Raw genomic sequence first — 19,922 nt, 5'->3', positions numbered from 1 at the left:
ATCTCCAACAGGCGCCCTGCGCACAGCCACCATAAAACCTCCCATTAAAAACCATGACCAAATGCCACTAACCCCGCGAGCTTGCCGTGGGACCAAAACCGATCAGGTCGTCGCTTCAGTATCAGCCATGCAGGCCAGCAACAACGCCTGCTGCATGCTTGCCAGCTTGATCTGAGTCTCCTCGTACTCGTTAGCCGGCAGCGAACCCTCGACAATCCCGCAGCCGGCAAACGCATGGCAATGCCTCGGGGTGATCAGCGCCGAGCGCAGGGCCACGAGGAAATCGCCATTGCCATTGGCGTCCAGCCAACCCACGGGTGCTGCATACCAGCCGCGGTCAAACCCTTCATGTTCACGGATGAATGCCAAGGCCGGCGCCCTGGGCAGGCCACCGACGGCGGGCGTGGGGTGCAGCGCCTGGATGCCATCAAGCAAACGCTTGCCGGCATTGAGCCGGGCGGTGATGGGCGTGCTCAAGTGCTGCACAGTGGCGAGTTTGAGCAGGCCGGGTCGTGGCGCGGCCTGCAGGTCGCTGACCTTGCCGTGCAGGGCCTCGGTGATGGTTTGCACCACCAGTTGATGTTCGTGCTGCTCCTTCGGGTCTGCCAATAAGCGTTCCCCCAGCGCCTGGTCTTCTTGCGGCTTGAGCCCGCGACGCGTGCTGCCCGCCAGGGCGTGGGTGGTCAGGCGGCCCGCGTCACAACTGAGCAGCCGTTCCGGCGTGGCGCCCATGAAGCACTGCTCGCCACGGTGGATGGCGAACAGGTGCGAAGCGTTGCGCCGGGCGTGCAAACGGCCCATTACCGCGCCGGTGTCGAGGGCTGCATTCAAGTGGTGGTCGATATGCCGCGCCAGCACCACCTTGTTCAAGTCACCCTGGGCAATGGCGTGCAGCGCGGTCTTGACCTTGGCCTGCCATTCGAGTGGGGGCAGTGCGGTGCGCTTCACTACAGTGGGTGTATGCGCGACGTAGATGCCCGGGTTGAGCAGATGCTCATAGGCGGCCAGGCTGTCGCGCACCAATGCACCAGGATCGCTGCCCGGCTCGATCACGCGCTGGCAGCGCAGCCAGCGCCCTGTGGCGTCCTCGCTGAGCAACCAGTGGGCGAGGTGGAAACTGGCGTCGGCAAATGGCGCCCAATGGGGCGCACAGGGTTGCTGCTCATCGAAGCGCATGCCGCCCAACAGTAAGGGCGGGTAGGGCCCCTTCACCAGCGCATCGGCGCACAGCGCAAACCATTGGCGATCCACCTCGGCCATGCGCCGCGGCCCGGTGGCATCGATCTGCCAGGCGCAGCCCAGGCCGAACAGGCTCAGGTCCGGCGAGTGCGCGCACCAGAAGAAACCCTGCCGATGGGCTTGATACAGTGCCAGAGGCTCCAGCGTCGGCGCGGGGTACGCGCTCACGGCAATCACTGGTCGCTGGTACGCCACCGCCCGTTGATGCGCAGCCTGGAACACACTGAGCAAGTCGGCAGCGTTCATACTGCCTTGCTCTTTTTCTGCAGCCAGAACGCGGTCTGCTCGGCGATGTACCAGTGGATGATCTGGTTGAACAGGCTCTCGATAAACTCCCCATCCAGCCCGACGTCCTGCGCCCATTGTCGGCGTTGGGGCAGCATCGCCGCGACGCGCTCCGGGGCGGCGATGCTGGCCTGGTCGGGCTTGAATGCGGAGGCGGCCTTGACGTACTGCATGCGCAGGCCGAGGGCGTCGATGATCTGCTGGTCGAGGCTGTCGATCGCGTGGCGGATGTCTGCCAGGCCTGTGCACGCTTGCGGGGTTTTCATAGCAGGGCTTCCTGAGGCAGGTTGGCAACGCGTTGCAGCAGGTGATCGATCACCGGGCGCGGCTGTTGCTTGAGATAAAAATGATCGCCTTGGAACAGGCGGATATCCGTGGCGTGATGGCTCAAGTCGGCCCACGCGCAGGCTTGCTCAAGGCTGACCTCCGTATCCTCTCGGCCCAGCAGCACATCAATCGGCGCTGTCAGGCGCTTAAGTTCGGCGGGGCGCCAGGTCTCGATGGCCTGATAGTCGCTGCGCAACGTGGGCAGGAACAACGCACGCAACTGCGGGTTGGCCCACAGGCTGGCGGCCTGGGCGTCCTGGCGCAGGATGTCGGCGATCAGCGTGGCGTCGTCCTGGCGGTGCAGGTCGCTGGGCGGTTGCCGGTGCGGTGGCGCGTGGGCCGAGACAAATACGTGGGCGGCCCCCCTGCCGACGGCTTCAAGTTGCACGCCCACGGCATAGGCAAGTGCTGCCCCCATGCTGTGACCGAACAGCAACAAGGGCCGCGCCGGCAAGGCCAGCAGCGCTTGGGTAATGTGCTCAGCCAGGGTCGCCAGGCAGGGCACATGGGCTTCGTTGAAGCGCTCTTCACGGCCGGGATACTGCACCGCCAGCAGGTCGATATCCCCCGGCAGGTGCGCCAGCCACGGGCGGAAAAAACTCGCGCTGCCACCGGCATGGGGCAGGCACACCAGGCGTGCGCGGGGCTGTTGGCCCTCACGCAACACGCGCAGCCATGGGCTCATAATGCCAATACCTGTTCGGCCAGGGCCTTGCGGTTGACCTTGCCCAGGCGCGTCAGCGGAAACTCGCGCAGCACCTGCAAGCGGTCCGGCAACTTGTAGGCTGCCAGCCCACGTTCGCGCAGCCAGGCGTTGATCGACGCCAGGTCCAATGGCGCACCGTGGGCCAGTACGCAGGCGCAACTGCGTTCCCCCAGCAACTCGTCGGCCAGGGCCACCAGCGCCACATCGCGGATCAGCGGATGGCCGAGCAGCAGGTTCTCGATTTCCTCCACCGGAATCTTCTCGCCGCCGCGGTTGATCACATCCTTGCTGCGCCCCTCGACAATCAAATGCCCCTCGGGCAGGCGCCGTACCAGGTCGCCGCTGCGGTAAAAGCCGTCGGCGGTAAACGCCCGCTGGTTGTGCTCGGCGGCGTTGTAGTAGCCGCGGATGGTGTAGGGCCCGCGCACCAGCAACTCACCTACGTCACCGGGCGCCACCGGCACATCATCGGCGTCGACGATACGGATCTCATCGGCGGCCGTCAGGGGCAGGCCCTGGGTCTGGAAGATACGCTCCTGGGGGGCGTCCAGCGGCGTGAAGCACAGCAACCCTTCGGCCATGCCGTACACCTGTTGCAGGCCACAGCCCAGGGCCGGGCGGATGCGTGCGGCGATCTCGGCCTTGAGGCGCGCACCGCCGACTTGCAGCCATTGCAAACTGCTGAGGTCATTGTCGGACCATTGCGCCACTTCCAGCCACAGCAACACCAGGGGCGGGATCAAGGCGGTGTGGGTGATGCGTTCGCGTTCGATCAGTTCGAAGGCGGTGTCCGGGCTTGGCTCCGGCGCCAAAACCACGGTGGCACCGACACTGAATACCCCGAGTGCGCCGGGTGAGGCCAACGGAAAGTTGTGCGCCACCGGCAACGCCGCCAGGTAACGGGTGTGGCCGTCGAACCCGCAGGCCTGGGCCGCCAGCCGCGCGTTGCACGCGTAGTCGTCATGGGTGCGCGGGATCAGCTTGGGCAGGCCGGTGGTGCCGCCGGACAACAGCAGCACCGCCACGTCCCGTGCGTCCGGCGCGGGGAAGTCGCGGGGCGCGGCGACGCAATCGGCCAGGGCCACGAACTCCTCGGCCGCACCCACCACCCACACCTGTTGCAGGCTCGGCACTTGCTCACGCAAGGTGCGCGCCAGCGGCCGGTAATCGAAGCCCAGGTGCTGATCGACAATCACATAGGCCACCGCCTGGCTCAGGTGCCCCAGGTGGACCAATTCATGTTCGCGATGGGCCGGCAGCGCGAACACCGGGATCACGCCCAGGCGCAGCAGGGCGAAGGTCAGGCTGAAAAACTCGGCGATATTCGGTAACTGCACCAGCACCCGCTGGCCGGCAACCAGCCCGCGCTCGGCAAGGCCGGCGGCCAGTCGGTCGGCGTGTTGGTCCAGTTCGGCGTAGCTCCAGCGCCGATTGCCATCCACCAGGGCTTCCTGCTGCGGTGTGCGTCGGGCTTGTTCGCGCAGCAGTTGGCCCAGGGGCACGCCTTGCCAATAGCCTTGCTCGCGGTAGCGGCGGATAAAATCTTCGGGCCAGTCAGTGCATCCATCAAGCATGGGAGTCTCCTTCGGCGGTCGGGCAGTTCAGCAACTGAGCGCCGTGCAATGTCAGCGGTTGCGCCAGGCCGGCGATTTGCACCGCCTGTACGCCGGTAAATTCAGCCGGTTGCAGGTGCAACATGGGGTCGTCGCCTGCCAGCAGGTTGAGGGCGGTGCGGTCGGCGGGGCTGACGCCCAGATGAATCGCCGCCAGCCCGGTCGCGCCGTTGGGGTGGATCAGCCGCGCCGGGTGCTGGGAAGGGGTGTAGGGCGTGACCAGGAACGGCAGGCGCGCATGGCGCGGGTACACGAACCGAAAGCGCGTCTGGCTGCCGTCCACGCAGGTGCGTTGCCACTTCACCATCCGGCCCATCGCCACACCGCAGGCCGCCAGGCCCTTGAGGCGCGGCGCCAGGTGCTGGTCGTCGCAGAGCAAGGCCAGGTCACAAAAGCCTTCGCCGTGGGCGGCCCAGCGCAACATGCGCCGCCCGGCGCCACGCCCGGCCAGGCAGTCGATGGGCCACTTGAACAGCCAGGCGTGGCGCGGTGTGGTGAGCAACTCGATGATCGGCCCGTGGCTGAACCAGATATGCGCGTGTTGGGCGCGGACCTCGGCGGTGGCGTAAGTGACTTCGAAGCCGGCAGCACGAAAGTTCGCCACGGCCTGGTGCAGGTCGCGCACCCACAGCAGCACATGGCTGCAGGCAGAACGGGATTGGGCAGTGTTCACAAGGGCAGGGCTCCCAACAGTTGCGCGCTGGGGTCAGCGCAGGGGGGGTGCACGGCGTCGGCGCGGCGGTGCAGTTCGGCCAGCGGCAGCGCTCGGGGGATCGGCGGCTCGATCAATTCGGGCATGCCGATCAGGCTGTTCATTTCGCGCCAGGCCATCGACACCTCGGTGGCCCATACGCCGCTGCGCAGGCGCCGTACCGGTTCGTCGATGTCGTCGCACAGCGCGTCGAGGGCGACGCTGACCGCGTCGGGCCAGAGCTTGCTGAAGACTTGGTGATAGCTGGCGGGCATCTGCGGGTCGAGCACCACCATGCTCGGCCCGGCCAGCCGCTCGCTGCCTTCGCCTGCCATGATCAAGCGGTCGGTGCTGTCCCGTGGCGCGTGCAGGCGTGGGTTCCACAGCACCGGGCCATGGGTGTCGCACAGGCTCAGCACGCCGGCTTCACAGCCGACTTCAAGGCGATGCAGCAGGAAGGAGTGGTTGTCCGGGTCCTGGGGGTGCACCTGGTTTTGCACGCGCAGGCTGATCGGCACGCCATTGAAGCTGGCGTTCAACCGTGTAAACGGCTGTGCACCGACACTGGCGGCCGGTGCCGCAAATGCCCAGGGCCGCAAACCGCCGGCCAGCCGCCCGAGAATATCCAGCAAGGGGTAGGCCACCTGGCTGTTACAGGTCGCGTCGATATACGCCAGCCCCTGTTGCTCGCGCAGGTACGCGGCCACCGCGAGAAAACGCCGGATCGCGAGGATATTCGGGTACAGCGTATTCACCGCGTAGGCCGCCTGGCCCTGGCGTGCCGCCTGCATGCACGCGGCGATTTCGCGGTGGTGCACCGGGTGTTCCTGCAATACGTGAATGCCACGGCGCAACAGTTGCTGGGCCAGCTCACTGCCGGCGCCACCGGTCGCGCCGGAACGCACCACCACGCAGGCAATATCCACCGTTTTGGGCAGGTGCTCGACCGCATCGAACAGCGGCACGCCATAGTGGTCGGCGCAGGCTTGGGAATAGGCATTGCCCCGCGACAGGATGCCCACCAGTTCATAGCGCTCATGGGCGCGGGCCAGGGCTTGCAGGTAGATGCGGCCAAAGGCGGTGCCGGCGACGATCACGCGTTTGCGTGCCGGGGCGCGACTCATGACCAAGTCACCGGCAGGCAATGGGCGCCGCGAAAGAACGTCGCGGTTTTCCACAGCACCTCACCGCAGCGTTGCAGGTTGGGCAGGCGCTCCACCAGCGCTTGCAGCGCCTCTTGTAATTCCACCCGCGCCAGGGCCGAACCGATGCAGTGATGCAAGCCGTGGCCGAAGCCAAAGTGGCCGCTGGCATCGCGCTGCAAGTCGAGGGTCTGCGGGTCGGCAAAGCGCGCCGGATCGTGGTTGGCCGCACCAATCGAGGCGAACACCGCTTCACCCCGGCGCACTAGGGTTTCACCGACCTGGATGTCGTCCAGGGCGTAATGCACAAACATCGCCGCCGACGCCAGCGGGATATAGCGCAGCAGCTCTTCCACCGCCTGGGGGATCTGCTCGGGATGGGCCTTGAGCTGTTGCCACTGCGCAGGGTTGTCCAGCAGTACCTGGATGAAGTTGGGAATCTGCGAGGCGCTGCCTTCGTAGCCAGCGACGAGGATGGCGATGCACAACAGCAGCAGGTGTTCTTCGCTCAGGCACTCGCCTTTCTCATCGGCCTGGGTCAGGGCGGTCATGAAATCGTCCTGTGGCTGGCGGCGCCGCTCGGCAACCAGGCCGTTGATATACGCGGCGAGTTCGCCCAGGTGTTGCTGGGTCAGGGCGGCGTCTTCGGCGCGGGTCGACAGCAGCGAGTCGTTCCACACCTTGAAGCGTTCACGGTCTTGCAGCGGCACGCCCAGCAGCTCGCAGATCAACGCCAGCGGCAGCGGCAGGGCGTAGTCATTGACCAAGTCGGCGGGCGGGCCGGCGGCGAGCATGCGGTCGATCAGCTCATGGGCGTAGGCCCGGGCATGGGGGCGCAAGGCTTCGACGCGGCGCCGGGTAAACGCCTGGGCGGCGCGGGAGCGAATACGCGTCAGTTGCGGTGGATCCATCATCACAATGCCACCGGCAATCCGCGGGAACGCCCGGGGGGTGTCGTCGCGGCGAAACGCTTCGCTGCGGCTGAAACGCCGGTCGCCCAGTACCAGGCGCACATCGTCATAACGGGTGGCGAGCCAGGCGGGCGCGCCGATGGGCATCTGGATACGCAGCAGGCCCGGCGCTTGCTGGGCATGGCGGTAAGGCTCGGCCAGCTCCAGGTCGGTGAAGGCGTTGAAGGGGTAGGCCAGCGGGTTCATGGCAAGTCCTTGGCGATTGGCAGGTCGGGCAAACGGTCGAGCAATTCAAGCTGCAGGTCGGGGTGTTCCAGGTGGGCGGCCAACGCGGCACGGCTCAGGCGCAGGCTCGGCACCTGAGCGACGAACACGCGATGGCCAAGACGCGCCAACGGGTGTTCGGCGGCGGGCAGGCTGCGATTGCCCTGGAACCCGGCGCGGGCCAGGGCGGTTTGCCATTGGTCGAGGTCGAGGAAGGTGGTGCTGCTCAGCGCACGCTCATCACTGGCCTGGTTGAGCATGAAGGCCTGGGACGCCATCACCCAGAATTCCTCCTGGGTCGGTTCGCTGAACACCAGCCAGCCACCCGGCTTGAGCAAGGCCAGCAGCGTGGCGAGGGAACGCTCGGTGTCGCGGGCGGCGTTGAGCACGCCACCGGCAACGATCAAGTCCCAGCTTTGGGTACGGTAACCCTGGGCCAGGGCGGGGCGGTCGATGTCGAATACGCCGTGGCGCACCCATGGCCAGGCGCGCAGGCGCTCGGCGGCCTGTTCACTGAAGTAACGCGACACGTCGGTGCACAGGTAGTCCACCGCTACATTTGCCAGGGCCGGCAACAGCGCCTGGGTGGTAGAGCCGGTGCCCGCGCCGACTTCCAATACCTGCAACGGTGCGTCGGTTGCCTGGCGTGCTGCCCAGGCGCCGACCCAGTGGGCCACTGCGCGATGCTGGTACTGCGCCGCGAGGCTTTCGCGGTACAACGCCGCCGCACGTTCGGTGCGGCCTTCGGGAAACAGCAGGTGCACTGCCGCGCAGTCACCGCGCATCAGCGCCGGCAACTGGCGAGCATTGTCCCGCGCATAGTCGAGGGTGGCGCTGCCGCCGGTATTGCGCGCCCAGTCCAGGCTCAGTTGTGTCCAGATGCCTTCCAGGCTGGCGTCGCTCCAGGCGCTGGCGTCGAGGCTGGTATGCAGGAAATCGCCTTGGCGGCGTAGCAGTTGCTGGGCTTGCAGCACGTCAAGCCAGCGCGCGATCAAGGGCCGGTGGCCGGGGGCGATGCCGGCGTTGGCGAGGCTTTGGGCCATGTCGTGAAGCGGCGCGGGCAGCAGGCCGCAGTGCTCCAGGCCGTTGAGCATCGACAGCAGCGCGGCGTGGCTCAAGCGTTGGTTCAACTCTACGGCGTCGTGCAGTTGCGCGGCGCTGAACTGCTGATCGATGGCGGCCTCGGTCGCGTCCAGGTGATCGTCCACCGCTGCCGGTGCGCAAGGCTGGGGCACGGCAAACAAGGTCTGGCTATGCAGCGCGACCGCACTCACCAAGGCATGCTCCAAGGCCCGCTCACACCAGCGCTGGTGCTCAAGCTTGACGCTGGCCAGCTCGCGCCCGTCGTCGCTAAAACCCTGCACGCGGCAATCGAGTTGTGCCGCAGCGCGCTCTGCCAGTTGCCAGTCGCCGGGGCGTGGGCTGACGAACAGCACCTGTTCCAGATGGCTCAGATCACTCAAGGCCAGGGCGGGAAAATCCAGCAGGCGTTCCAGTTGTTCGGCGCCCATCACCACCACTACCGGGCGCTGGCGTTCGAGCACCGCGAGCAAACGGGCCGGCGCCTGTTGATGCACGCCCAGGTCGGTAAAGGCCGGTAGAGGCCAAGGCAAGGTTGCGGTTGGCAGGTCGATCAGCAACGTGTCGATATTCATGCGCGAACCCCTCTGGCGTGGAACACGCGTTGCCCCGCAGCGGCGAGCGGTTCCGACGCGGCGGGCCATACCTCGAGTAACTCGAAGCCGGCCGCCTGCAAGGCCAGGCGCCAGGCGTCGGGCGCCATGAAGGCTTCATCGCTGGTGCGCAACGGCGCGTCGAAGGGCGGTGACAGCAACAGGTGCATGAAGGTCAGCATCGCCGGGTTGTCGGCGATCGATTCGCTGAACAGCAAGGTGCCGCCATCGCCCAGGCAGGTGCGGATCTGCCCAAGGCAATAGGGCAGGTCGCGGGCGTTGTGCAGCACATTGCCAGCGATCACCAGGTCCTGGCTGCGCGGCGCGATGCCTTGGTCGCTGAAGCTGCGATTGAGGTCGAGCAGAGCGAATTGCATGCCCGGTTCAAGGCGCAACTGTCGTTGCGCTGCGCCGGTAAACAGCGAGCTGATATCGGTAAAGCGATAGTCCTTTTCACGCGCTTGCAGCGCCGTCAGCACCGCATCAGTGGTGCAGCGGGCGCCGCCGCCCAGTTCCAGCACCCGCAGCAATCCATCTGAGGCGCTGATTGGCTGTGCCCGTTCGGCCAAGGCGTGATTGATCGCCGCAGTGAAATGGTTGTGCTGGTAGGCGCCCAACACCTTCACCGGGTCCCCGCCGAGCATCAGCAAGTGGGTGAGGGTGAATTGATCGCGCAGCAGGTCGGGCAGGCACTCGATGACTTGGGTGTGCAGGCGCGCCATGTTGGCGGGAAAGCCCAGCTCGGCATACAGGCGCGGCAGTTCACCCACCTGCGGGTCGAGGGGCGGTGCTGGCCAACCCAACTGTTCACCGTTTTCTCGCAGGATGCCTACACGGGTCAATGCCGCCAGCCAACGCCGTACCACCCAGGCATGCCGTGCGGCTGTGCCCAGCGCTGCGTTGATCTGTTCGGCGTTGCGCCAGGCCTGCAACGGCAATGCTTCGGTGTGCAGCAGCACCTGGGCCATCACGCCCAGGCTCAAGTGTTCCAACTCGTTCAGGGCGGTGTTCATAGGCAACCTTCTTCGGCGGCATGCAGTTGATCGAGTGGGCTGTGCAGCAGGTTCAGGGCACGAATCGCCGAGGTGCGCAGCAGGCGCTCAAGGCTGGCGGCGGGCGGCAAGGCCTGGGCGGCTTCATGGCAGCCGGCGCGGATCTCACCCTCGACCACGCTGACCACCGTGATCGCTGCCATGGCACCGGTCAGCGCCGCATTGCCGGCACCGCTGAGCACCAGGCTGCGGGTCAGGACCTGATCGTGGTGCCGGCCATCGAGTTGCAGCAGCAGGGTGACGAAAGGCGCCTGGCCGCTCATATCCAGGCGGCTGGCGTCGCACAAGCGCTGCACGGCGTCGGCCCGTGGCAGGCCATGGGCCTGGTCGAGGGCCTTGAGCACGTAGCCGTCGGTGATCACGTTGAACCACTGGCCGACTTCAAGGTTCAGGTCCACGGCCAGGCGTTCGCCCTCAAGGTTCAAGTAGGGCAACAGGTGCACCTGGCCGGGAAAGCAGGGTACCGACACCTCGCGCTGGCGCCGCAGTGCGCGGCTGCGGCGGCCGTTGTGCCAGGCCGCCAGCGGTTCGCTGCTGCCGTCCACGGCGCCTTGTAAAAAGTCGTCGGCGGCCACGGCGGTGAAGTGATCGCGCACACCGAAATAGCTGGTCAGGCCCCGCACCTGGGTGAACGCCTGCTCGGCCAGCCACCGCGGCAGCAGGCCGGTAAGCCCGGGTTGCAGGCCGGCGCCCAGCACTGCGCAGCGGCCACGCCACTGGGCCGGGTCGAGGTGCGTTGGGCCGGCAGCATCGACGTAATGGGCGTCGGCGTGCAACGCGGCGTGTGCGGCACGCTCCTCTACGCGCCAGGAAGGGCCGGCGCAGTTGAGCAGCACATCGCAACTTCGGGCGAACGCGGCCAGGGCCGGGCCGTCGTTGAAGTCCACTGCGGCCCATTGCAAATGCGCTTGGGGCCATTGCTGCTGGAGTACTTCCATGCAGCGCGCACCCTTGACGGCATCACGCCCGCCCAGGCGCAGAGCGTTCACTCCCAGCTTCAACAACGCCTGGGCGCTGGCCAGGCCCACATCGCCACTGGCGCCCAACACCCCGATCAGCATGGCTGGGCCTCAGCGCCCAAGCGCCAGCCACCGGCGCGCTGGCGGTCATGCCAGAACCCGGCGTAGCGACCGTTGCGGGCCAGCAACTGTGCATGGGTGCCCGACTCCACCAGGCAACCTTCATCCAGCACCAGGATCTGGTCGGCGGCCATGATGGTCGGCAAGCGATGGGCGATCACCAGCACGGTGGAGCTTTGCATCAGGCGGCCAATTGCTGCCTGTACGAAGGCTTCGTTGTGCGGGTCCAGCGCCGCCGTGGCTTCATCCAGTAGCACGATCGGCGCACGCTTGAGCAAGGCGCGGGCCAGGGACACGCGTTGGCGTTCGCCGCCGGACAGCGCCGTGCCGCCTTCGCCCACTGGCGTGTTCCAACCCTGGGGCAGGCGCGCGACGATTTCATCCACGCCTGCCAGCCGCGCTGCTTCGGCCACTTGCTCAGTACTGGCGTCCGGGCTGCCGACGCGGATGTTCGCCTCAAGGCTATCGTCGAACAGGTAAACGTCCTGCATTACCAAAGACAACTGCGCCATCAGCGCGGCGTTAGACAGCTCGCGCACGTCCACGCCACCGACCTTGACGCTGCCCTCGCTGGCATCGAAAAAACGCATCAACAGGCGCGTGACGGTGGTCTTGCCCGAGCCCGAGGCGCCGACAATCGCGGTCATCGAATGGGCCGGGGCGTTGAACGTCAGGCGGTGCAGCACCTTGGGCCCGCTGGGGTAAGCGAAGCTGACCTGGTCAAAGGCCAGGCTGCCGGGCGCCGTCAGCGGCTGGCTCACAGCGGGTTCCGGCAACGACGGTTCGCGCAGGATGCTCACCAGTTGCTCCAGGTCGTTACCGGCCATGCGCAACAAGCCGCTGCGCGCCGCCGCTTCGGCCAGTGGCCCGACAAAACGCGCGGCCAGGGCGAGCAGGGCGACCAACTGGATGGCGTCGATTTCACCCTGGGCGGCCAGGGCAATGCCCACGCCCACCAGTAGTGCGAACGCCAACTGCACGGTCAAGCCACCGGCCAGCAATTTCGGAAAGGTCTGGGACAGCATCGAGCCGCCCGCGTGTTTCTGCGCCAGGTTGGCAGCTTGCAACGGCGCGTAGCCGTCCTGGGTGCGACCAAAGGCACGCAGTACTTGCTGGTAGCGGGCGAACTCCACCACGCGGTTACCGGCCAGGGTTGCGGCGGCTTCCACCCGTGCGTCGTTGCTGCCGATGGCCGCAGCCGACCAATGATGGGTGAAGTAAATCAAAGGCGCGCACAGCACGGCGGTCAGGCCCAGGCGCCAGTCGAACACAAACAGGCTCAACGCAACCGTGGCCGGCACCACCACGCCGGACACTACCGGCCCCAGGTAATGGGCAAACAACCCGGTCACCATCAAGGTGCCGCTGGTGGCACTGCGCGACAGGCGACCGACTTTTTCCGAGTTGAACCAGCCCAGCGGCAGGGTCACCAGGTGCTGGCCGAGGCGATCATGCAGGGTAGTCAACACCACCAGCGCCAGCGCGAACCCCTTCATCGCCTGTTGGTAATGGGCAATGCAGGTCAGCACCACCATCGCCGCCAGGCCCGCCAGCCAGAGGCCTGCGCTGTGCAGGTCGCCGGCAAACAGCGCGTGCAGGATCGGCACCAGGAACGCCACGGCCACGCCTTGCAGCACGGCACTGGTCACCAGCCACGCGAGGTAGCGGTACAGGCGTGCGGCATGGGCCGGGCCTAATAAAGTCACAAGGCTGCGGATCACAAGGACATCTCCAGGTCGGGGGCGGTGGTTTCGGCGCCGGCGCGCCACAGGCGGGCATAGGCGCCGTTGGCCTGCAGCAGTTGTTCATGGCGCCCGCTTTCGAGGACGCGGCCCTGGTCGAGCACGACGATTTGGTCGACCCCGCAAATGCTCGCCAGGCGATGGGCGATCACCAGCACCGTGCGGCCCCGGGCGAGGGCGGACAGGGCGTCCTGGATCAAGGCTTCGGACTCGGGGTCGGCGTGGGAGGTGGCTTCATCGAGGATCAATACCGGCGTGTCGGCCAGCAGCGTGCGGGCGATGGACAGGCGTTGGGCTTCACCGCCGGAGAAAATCGCGTCTTCACCGATCACCGACTGGTAGCCCCGGGGCAGGGCCTGGATGCGCTGATGAATCTGCGCCGAACGGGCGGCGGCTTCGACGTCGGTGTCGCTGGCTTCGGGGCGGCCCAGGCGCAGGTTATCGGCGACGGTGCCGTGCACCAGTTGCGCGTCTTGCAACACAAAGCCCACCTGTTGATATAGCTGGCGCGGGTCAATTTCGCGCACATCCACACCGCCGACGCAGACCCGCCCGGCGTTGACGTCATGAAAGCGCGGCACCAGCTTGGCCAGGGTCGACTTGCCCGCGCCGGAGGCCCCCACCAACGCGGTGACGCTGCCGGCCGGGCAATGCAGGTCGACGCCATTGAGGATCCTATGCGCGGGGTCGTAACCGAACTGCACCTGTTCAAAGCTGATGTCGCTGCCCTGTGGCGGCACGCATACCTTGGGCGTGGGCAGTTCTTCGACGTCCAGCAGCGCTTCGATGCGGTCGGCCGCCGCCAGGGCGGTGCGCTGCGCGGTGAGGCTCTGGTTGATCACCAGCAGCGACTGCGGGATCACCACCGCCACCAGGGTTTCTGCGAACAACTGCAACGGTGTGATCCAGCCTTGGGCCAGCAACAGGCTGCCCACCGTCAGGCTGACCAGCAGGATCACCGGCACACTCAAGGCCATCGACGAAAACGCTTCCAGGCGCAGCAATGGTTTGACCCAGCCAGCGTATTGCGTGCTGAACTGGTTGACCGCCTGCTGATAGCTGCGATGGGCCTGGCCGACCTGGCCGAACGCCTTGACCACGGCAATGCCGTGGACAAACTCGACAATCGCCGCGCTGACCCGGGTCATGCTCTTGTCGAGCAACTGCATCTTGGCGCCGAAGCCGCGCATCATCAGGCTGTAGGCCACCGCGTAGATCGGCAGGGTCAGTACCGCCAGCAGTGCCAGACGCCAGTTCAACGTGGCCAGCCAGGCGAGCCCGGCCAGCGGCGTGACAATCGCGGCGGTAAGCTCCACTGCGTGATGGGCGATCAGGTGGTGCAGGTCTTCGAGGTCGTCCTGCACCACCTTGCGCACGGCGCCGGAGGTGGTGTCGGTGTACCAGCCCAGGGGCACGCGCCCGAGTTTGCGCACCATGGCTTCGCGCAGGCTCGATTGCAGCCGGTGGTCGGCCACATGGGTCAGCCACAGCGCGACGCCGCTGGCCATCCAGCCCAGGCTCAGGGCGATGACCACCAGCGCTGCCCACTGCCATAGGGTGGAACTGTCGGCATTACCGGCGAGCAGCAAGCGGCCCAGTTCGGTGAGGCCGATAAAGGGCACCAGGTTGACCAGCGCGCCGATTGCGGCAAACACCACGCCGAGGCGAATCAAGCGGTTGACCGGACGTTTCAGGGTATCCAGAGCAGTAGTCATGAGTTTTTCCGAAGGGCCTCGAGCAGGTGCGCGGTGACGGTGTGCACATGGGGCGGTTCGATCACGCTGAAGTGGTTGCCGGGCACATCGATCAAGTTGAATTGACCCAGGCACGCGTCTTCCCAGAACGGCGCCGCCAGGTGGCCGACACCGCCGGTGATACCGAACGATTGCTGCTCCAGGCAGCGCAGGTAGGTCATGTTGCCGAGGAAGGGCGGCGGGTCGAACCGCGCCGCTCGCATGCTGTGGCGACATACGCGGAACAGGGTCGGCACCAGTTCGGGGCCGATGGGCACCCCGGCCTGGCCGGACGCCAGGCGTGCGTACTCGGCCAGGCGCTCTTCCTGGCTGCGCGCCGATTGTTGCTGCACCGCCAGCGCCAGCGCCTCCAGGCCGGGGTCGCCTTTCAGCGCAGCCATGGCCCCGGCGGGCACGCGACGGTTGTCGCGGGCCATCAGCAGGTCGATGGCGCGGTACACGTCGTAGTCTTCGATATGGGCGCCGAACACGGTCTTCACCGGGTCCAGGTTGAGGTTGGGCACGAAGATCGCCTCATAGGCCAGCTCTTCGTCGGTGTCGATAAACATCGGGATGCTGTCGATCAGGCTCAGGTCCACCACCTCCATGCCGCGCTCCAGCAGGCGCCGGGCGACTTCGGTGGCGAGCAGGCCGCCGAGGCAGTAGCCGATTAACTGGAAGTGCTGATGGCCGTCGGCGATCAAGCGGTCGGCATAGTCCTGGGCCACGCTTTCGATCAGGCGCTTGGGCTCCAGGGCCAGGTACTGCGCGGTGTCGGCCACCGCAAAGCCAATCACCGGCCCGGCTTGCTGGGCGGCGAGTGAACGGCCCAGGTGCTGGAAATAGTCGAGGGTGCCCAGGGCAGCATGGAACATCACCCGCACCGGGCCGACCTCGCCACCGCCGAACGGCACGACCAGGGCGTTGCTGTTGGTTGCGCGCTGCGACTCGTTAGGCATCGCAGCGGTGGGCGCGCTTTCACCGTGGTTGAGCAGGCGCGCCAGAGCGCTGACAGTCGGCTCGTTGAGCATCTGGCGCAGCAGCGTGTCGTAGCTCAGGCTTTGCGCCTGGGGCAGTTGTTCGCGCAACTGGCCGGCGACGCGGGCGAGGATCAGCGAATCGGCGCCTTTCTCGTAGAAACTGTCGTCAGCGCCGATCTGCGCCAGGCCCAGGGCCTCGGCCCACACCTGGCACAGCTCGGCGGTGAGCGGGTCGCTGGGCACCTCATCGCTAGTGCCGGCCTGGGCATCGACGGCGGGGCGCCAGGTGGCCAGGGTCTTGCGGTCGACCTTGCCGTTGGCGGTCAGGGGCAGGCGGTCGAGCACTTGCAGGTGCGCCGGCAGCATGTAGTCCGGCAGGCGTTGCGCCAGGGCGCGGCGCAGGCTGTCGACGCTCAAACGTTGGAACCCGGCCTTGAAACGTGCGGCGAACACTTGCATACCGAGGGCGGCCAGCGGGTGGTCGGCGTAGGGCAGGGCCGGCAGGCATTCGCCGCCGAACGCCTTGACCCTGGCCTGCCAGACATCCGCACCACGCAAACCGCTGCGGCCCTGGTCGCGGTCGTCGCCCGTCGGGGTCATCATGAAGCCCTGGGTCAGCAGGATCGGCGGCCACTCGCCGGTTGGTTCGCTGAACACCAGCCAGCCACCCGGGCTGAGTAATTCGGTGATCTGGCCGAGGGCGTTGTCGATGTCCTTGACGCTGTTGAGCATGCCCGCGCACAGCACGATATCCACGCTGTTGCTGGCCAAGCCCTGGGGGCGGATGTCCTGGTCAATGTCCAGCACGCCATAGCGTACCCAGGCGTGGTCGGCAAAGCGCTGCTTGGCCGCCGGCAGGAAAAACGCGGTCATGTCGGTGAACAGGTAATCCACTTCCAGGCCATCGAGCAGGCTGATCACCGGCGCGCTGGTGGCTCCGGTGCCGGCACCGATTTCGAGGATGCGCAGCGGGCCATCGCCGTCATGTTGGGTGACAAGACGGTTGATCAGCGCGGCGATGCTGTGGTTGTTGTAGCGCGACACCGCATCCCCGCCATACAGCTGCAACGCCAGGTCTTGCTGGCCCTGGGGGAACAGCAGATCGAACGGGTTGACCTCGCCGCGCAGCAGTTGCGGCAGTTGCCACACGTGGCTGAGTTGATAGTCGAGCAGCGTCTGGCTGCACAGCCCGGACGCGACCGCGTGCTCCACCCGGCCCCAGGCCAGCGCCGGGTTCGGCGCGCTGTGCAGCAGGCGATAACGGGATTGTTCACGCTGCAACAGGCCCGCTTCACACAATGCCACCAGCCAGCGACGCACCAGCCAGTGATGGCGCGGTTGCACGTGCAAGGCATCGAGGATCGCGGGTGCATCCGGCTCGGCCAGCGCGCCGCTGAACAGTTGCGCTTTGAGCATGACCTCCAGCATCGAACTCAAGGCAGCGGCGCTCAGGTCAGCCTGATAATCACTGACCTGTTGCGCGTCAAAGCGGCCGATCTGGCTGTCGGCATAACGCTGCACCGCCGTCAGCAGCGGCGCGCCCGGCAGCGGTTCGGGCTCTACCCGCGCCGCCGTGACGAAGGCCAGCAGCTCGCCGCTGAGCAGGCTGACCGCGCTGTCCACGCCTGGGGTGGCGAGCAGCGCGGCGTCGATTTCGCCCAGCTCCACGCGATGCCCGCGGATCTTGACCTGGCCGTCTTCACGGCCGAGAAACTCCAGCTCACCTCCCGGCAGGTAGCGGCCTCGGTCACCGGTGCGATACAGGTGCTGGCCGTCGAGCGGGTGGGCGAAGAAGCGGGCGTCACTCAATGCCGGGTCGCCGAGGTAACCCTGGGCCAGGCCAACCCCAGTGATGTACAGGTCGCCCGGCACCCAGGTCGGCGCATCGCGCCATTGGCTGTCCAGCACTCGAAAACCCTGGTTGGCCAACGGCAGCCCGTAGGGAATACTGCGCCACGCCGGGTCAATCGCGCCGATGGGGTGCAGGTTCGACCAGATCGAGGCTTCGGTGGCACCGCCCAAGGCTACCAGGGCCAGGTCCGGCAACAGCGCTTGCAGCTGTGGTGGCAGGTTCAGTGGGATCCAGTCACCCGACAGCAGCGCCAGGCGCAGGCTGTCCAGGGGCCACGGCTCGGCCTGCAGGTAGTGGGCGAGCATGTGCAGTTGCGCCGGTACTGAGTTCCACAGCGTGACCTGGTGACGCTGCACCAGCTCGGCCCAGTGCGACGGGTCGGCGCCGCGTGCCGGGTCGGGCAGCACCAGGGTGGCGCCTACCGCGAGAGGGCCGAACAGGTCATACACCGACAAGTCGAAACTCAGTTGCGCCAGGCCCAGCACGCGGTCGGCGGCGTTGACCTGGAAGCGCCGGTTGATGTCCTGCACGGTATTGAGGGCGGCGCGGTGGCTGATCATCACACCTTTGGGCTCGCCGGTGGAGCCGGAGGTGTAGATCACATAGGCGAGGTCGTCGGGGCTGGCGTCCTGTGCCGGGAAGTCTGGCGTGGCCGCTGCCAGTTGATCCACCGCATGCCAGTGCAAACCCTCGGGCAATGGCGTGTGGGGCAGCGCCTGGGAGTGGCCGAGCACATGCCGCACGTTGGCGCTGTGCAGTACGCGGTCGCGGCGGGCGGCCGGGGCGTTGCTGTCCAGCGGCAGGTAAGCCGCGCCGGCCAGCAGCACGCCGTAGGCGGCAATCACCTGGTCGCGGCCCTTGGGCATGAGGATTGCCACCGGTTCCTGAGCGCGACAACCAGCGGCGCTCAAGGCTGCGGCAACCGCCAGGGCACGCTCCATCAATGCGGCGTAGGTCAGGCTGCCGTGGGCGTCGACCACTGCCAGGGCTTGTGGCCGTTCCCAGGCCATGGCCAACAGGCCGTCATGCAGGCGGCCGGTGGGCAGCGGTGCGGCAGTGGCATTGGCGGCCAGGCGCTCACGCTGTTGCCAGGCCGGCAGCGGCACTTGCATGGGGTGGTCCCAGGCCGCCGGGTCCTGGGCTAACAACTGCAACTCGGCAACGAACGCTTGCTGCATATCCTCGATCAAACCGTCGGGGAATACGCCCTGGCGCACGTCCCAGTGGATGTGCAAGCCATTCGCGTCATCCATCACCTGGCAATCGAGGGTCACCTGCGGGGTCTGGGTGATGCCGTGACCAACCCGGCGCTGGCTGGCGGCCGGCGGTTCGATCGCCAGCCCAATGGCGCTGGTGAACACCACCGGCATGGCCGCCGCTTCACGCCCGCGACGGCGGCCGATTTCGCGCATCACTTGAATGCCGGAGAACAATCGGTGCTCCAGGTCGGCGAACAATTGGCTGCCCAGTTGCCGTGCCTGGGTGGTGAAATCCTGGCCTTGGGGATCGTTGACCTGCAACAGGCTGACCGAGGTGAAGTCCCCCACCAGTTGGCCCACTTGAGGGTGCAGCGGCAAGCGGTTGAGCAGCGTCAGGTTGAGGCTGAAGGTGGGTTGCTGGCTCCAGCGTTGCAAGGTGCCGGCATAGGCGCTGAGCACCACGATGGATGGGGTGAGGCCGAGGGCGTTGGCGGCTTTTTTCAGGGCGCCCCATTGCTGCGCATCGAGTTGCGCCGAGTGGCGTTGGAAGCGTGGCACTGTGGTGTCTTCGCCGCTCAACGGCGCTGGCAGTTGCGGTGCTGCGGGCAGTTCGTCGATGCGTGCGAGCCAGTAGTCACGGTCGCGCTGGTGGCGGCTGCCTTCGAGCAGGCCGCGTTCGGCCAGCAGGTAATCGCGGAAGGTGATGTGCAGTTCCGGCAAGCTGGCCTGGGGATCGTGCAGCAGTTGCTCCAGCTCATTGAACAGCAGTTGCGCGCTGGCCCAGTCGGCGATCAGTGAGTCCATGGAAAAGTGCAGGGTGTCGCCGTTGTCGCTGCGGCTCAGGCGCAGTTCGAACAGTGGCCAGGTCTCGGTGGGGTAGAGCTTCTGCTCCATGGCCTGGCGGATGTGTTGCACGCCGTGCTGATGCTGCTCGCGGGTGACGCCGCGCAGGTCCGCGACCGCCAGCGGGTAATGGGCGACCTCGGCGAGCACGCGTTGGGAGCCTTCGCTGGCGATCACCGCACGCAGCATGTCGTGGCGCGCGATCAGGCGGTTCCAGGCCTGTTCTACGAGCTGCGGGTCGAGGCGCGGCCAGCTCAGTTCGAGGTAACCATGACAGGCCACATTGCCGTAGCCGAACGACGACTGGCGGCCGAGCAGGTAGGCGTTCTGCACATCGGTAAGCGGGAAGGGCGCGTGGCGCTGCGATGGGTCGGCCACGACCTCGGGGCGCTCCTGGGTTTGCAGCAGGTGCAGGATCTGCTGTTTGTGCTCGCGCAGTTGCGCCAGGCGCTCGGCGTCGAGCAGGCCCTGGGGCGCGCGGAATTTGAGTTGGCCATCCTGGGGCCAGAGTTCGACGCCCAGGGACTTGAGTTCGCTTAACAGTTTGGCGGCGGGCATGGGGACAGCTCCTGGAATAAGGGGAGGTTGCAC

At 66.7% G+C, this 19,922-nt stretch carries 13 protein-coding genes; all 13 read right to left on the bottom strand.

Going from position 1 to position 19,922, the window contains the following annotated elements; translation table 11 throughout:
- Window positions 1-102 precede the first annotated feature (102 nt).
- The 13 genes from FRT59_RS21210 to FRT59_RS21150 are packed head-to-tail and all read right to left on the bottom strand — an operon-like array spanning window position 103 to window position 19,889.
- Window positions 103-1,485 (bottom strand): isochorismate synthase, encoded by a 1,383-nt coding sequence (locus FRT59_RS21210; protein ID WP_153872298.1) that lies wholly within the window; start codon window positions 1,483-1,485, stop codon window positions 103-105.
- On the bottom strand, window positions 1,482-1,790 hold the full coding sequence (locus tag FRT59_RS21205) for an isochorismate lyase (RefSeq protein ID WP_034119118.1): 309 nt from the start codon (window positions 1,788-1,790) through the stop codon (window positions 1,482-1,484). Before FRT59_RS21205 ends, FRT59_RS21210 begins: the two co-directional genes overlap by 4 nt.
- Window positions 1,787-2,536 carry a thioesterase II family protein gene (locus FRT59_RS21200; protein WP_153872297.1) on the bottom strand — a complete coding sequence of 250 codons (750 nt, stop codon included), beginning with the start codon at window positions 2,534-2,536 and terminating at the stop codon, window positions 1,787-1,789. The genes FRT59_RS21205 and FRT59_RS21200 overlap by 4 nt, the downstream gene beginning before the upstream one ends.
- Entirely contained in the window at window positions 2,533-4,131 is a 1,599-nt protein-coding gene (locus FRT59_RS21195; protein WP_153872296.1) for a (2,3-dihydroxybenzoyl)adenylate synthase, read from the bottom strand. Before FRT59_RS21195 ends, FRT59_RS21200 begins: the two co-directional genes overlap by 4 nt.
- On the bottom strand, window positions 4,124-4,843 hold the full coding sequence (locus FRT59_RS21190; protein WP_198809717.1) for a VOC family protein: 720 nt from the start codon (window positions 4,841-4,843) through the stop codon (window positions 4,124-4,126). The genes FRT59_RS21195 and FRT59_RS21190 overlap by 8 nt, the downstream gene beginning before the upstream one ends.
- The gene (locus FRT59_RS21185; protein ID WP_153872295.1) at window positions 4,840-5,985 is read right to left on the bottom strand and encodes a Gfo/Idh/MocA family oxidoreductase; all 1,146 of its coding nucleotides are present in this window, start codon (window positions 5,983-5,985) and stop codon (window positions 4,840-4,842) included. The genes FRT59_RS21190 and FRT59_RS21185 overlap by 4 nt, the downstream gene beginning before the upstream one ends.
- Window positions 5,982-7,160: a cytochrome P450 gene (locus tag FRT59_RS21180; RefSeq protein ID WP_153872294.1), complete on the bottom strand. Its 1,179-nt coding sequence runs from the start codon at window positions 7,158-7,160 to the stop codon at window positions 5,982-5,984. The genes FRT59_RS21185 and FRT59_RS21180 overlap by 4 nt, the downstream gene beginning before the upstream one ends.
- Window positions 7,157-8,833 (bottom strand): class I SAM-dependent methyltransferase, encoded by a 1,677-nt coding sequence (locus FRT59_RS21175; protein WP_153872293.1) that lies wholly within the window; start codon window positions 8,831-8,833, stop codon window positions 7,157-7,159. The genes FRT59_RS21180 and FRT59_RS21175 overlap by 4 nt, the downstream gene beginning before the upstream one ends.
- Window positions 8,830-9,864 carry a class I SAM-dependent methyltransferase gene (locus FRT59_RS21170; protein ID WP_153872292.1) on the bottom strand — a complete coding sequence of 345 codons (1,035 nt, stop codon included), beginning with the start codon at window positions 9,862-9,864 and terminating at the stop codon, window positions 8,830-8,832. Before FRT59_RS21170 ends, FRT59_RS21175 begins: the two co-directional genes overlap by 4 nt.
- A complete protein-coding gene (locus tag FRT59_RS21165) occupies window positions 9,861-10,964 on the bottom strand; it encodes a saccharopine dehydrogenase NADP-binding domain-containing protein (RefSeq protein ID WP_034119125.1) in 1,104 nt (367 codons plus the stop codon). The genes FRT59_RS21170 and FRT59_RS21165 overlap by 4 nt, the downstream gene beginning before the upstream one ends.
- Window positions 10,958-12,703 carry an ABC transporter ATP-binding protein gene (locus FRT59_RS21160; RefSeq protein WP_198809716.1) on the bottom strand — a complete coding sequence of 582 codons (1,746 nt, stop codon included), beginning with the start codon at window positions 12,701-12,703 and terminating at the stop codon, window positions 10,958-10,960. The genes FRT59_RS21165 and FRT59_RS21160 overlap by 7 nt, the downstream gene beginning before the upstream one ends.
- The gene (locus FRT59_RS21155; RefSeq protein WP_153872291.1) at window positions 12,700-14,439 is read right to left on the bottom strand and encodes an ABC transporter ATP-binding protein; all 1,740 of its coding nucleotides are present in this window, start codon (window positions 14,437-14,439) and stop codon (window positions 12,700-12,702) included. The genes FRT59_RS21160 and FRT59_RS21155 overlap by 4 nt, the downstream gene beginning before the upstream one ends.
- Complete coding sequence (locus FRT59_RS21150) at window positions 14,436-19,889, bottom strand: non-ribosomal peptide synthetase (RefSeq protein ID WP_153872290.1); 5,454 nt, start codon at window positions 19,887-19,889, stop codon at window positions 14,436-14,438. Before FRT59_RS21150 ends, FRT59_RS21155 begins: the two co-directional genes overlap by 4 nt.
- Window positions 19,890-19,922 lie beyond the last annotated feature (33 nt).

Origin of the sequence: Pseudomonas haemolytica (genome assembly GCF_009659625.1) — a bacterium.
In the GTDB taxonomy this organism is placed as follows: domain Bacteria; phylum Pseudomonadota; class Gammaproteobacteria; order Pseudomonadales; family Pseudomonadaceae; genus Aquipseudomonas; species Aquipseudomonas haemolytica.
The sequence above is the reverse complement of the archived record's forward strand: the minus strand, read 5'-3'. Positions and strand labels throughout refer to the sequence as shown.

Bases quoted from the DNA above. Each gene is read 5' to 3' on its own strand.
- FRT59_RS21200 (WP_153872297.1), bottom strand. From the start codon at position 2,536: ATGAGCCCATGGCTGCGCGTGTTGCGTGAGGGCCAACAGCCCCGCGCA.
- FRT59_RS21210 (WP_153872298.1), bottom strand. From the start codon at position 1,485: ATGAACGCTGCCGACTTGCTCAGTGTGTTCCAGGCTGCGCATCAACGG.
- FRT59_RS21170 (WP_153872292.1), bottom strand. From the start codon at position 9,864: ATGAACACCGCCCTGAACGAGTTGGAACACTTGAGCCTGGGCGTGATG.
- FRT59_RS21155 (WP_153872291.1), bottom strand. From the start codon at position 14,439: ATGACTACTGCTCTGGATACCCTGAAACGTCCGGTCAACCGCTTGATT.
- FRT59_RS21195 (WP_153872296.1), bottom strand. From the start codon at position 4,131: ATGCTTGATGGATGCACTGACTGGCCCGAAGATTTTATCCGCCGCTAC.
- FRT59_RS21175 (WP_153872293.1), bottom strand. From the start codon at position 8,833: ATGAATATCGACACGTTGCTGATCGACCTGCCAACCGCAACCTTGCCT.
- FRT59_RS21185 (WP_153872295.1), bottom strand. From the start codon at position 5,985: ATGAGTCGCGCCCCGGCACGCAAACGCGTGATCGTCGCCGGCACCGCC.
- FRT59_RS21150 (WP_153872290.1), bottom strand. From the start codon at position 19,889: ATGCCCGCCGCCAAACTGTTAAGCGAACTCAAGTCCCTGGGCGTCGAA.
- FRT59_RS21180 (WP_153872294.1), bottom strand. From the start codon at position 7,160: ATGAACCCGCTGGCCTACCCCTTCAACGCCTTCACCGACCTGGAGCTG.
- FRT59_RS21205 (WP_034119118.1), bottom strand. From the start codon at position 1,790: ATGAAAACCCCGCAAGCGTGCACAGGCCTGGCAGACATCCGCCACGCG.
- FRT59_RS21165 (WP_034119125.1), bottom strand. From the start codon at position 10,964: ATGCTGATCGGGGTGTTGGGCGCCAGTGGCGATGTGGGCCTGGCCAGC.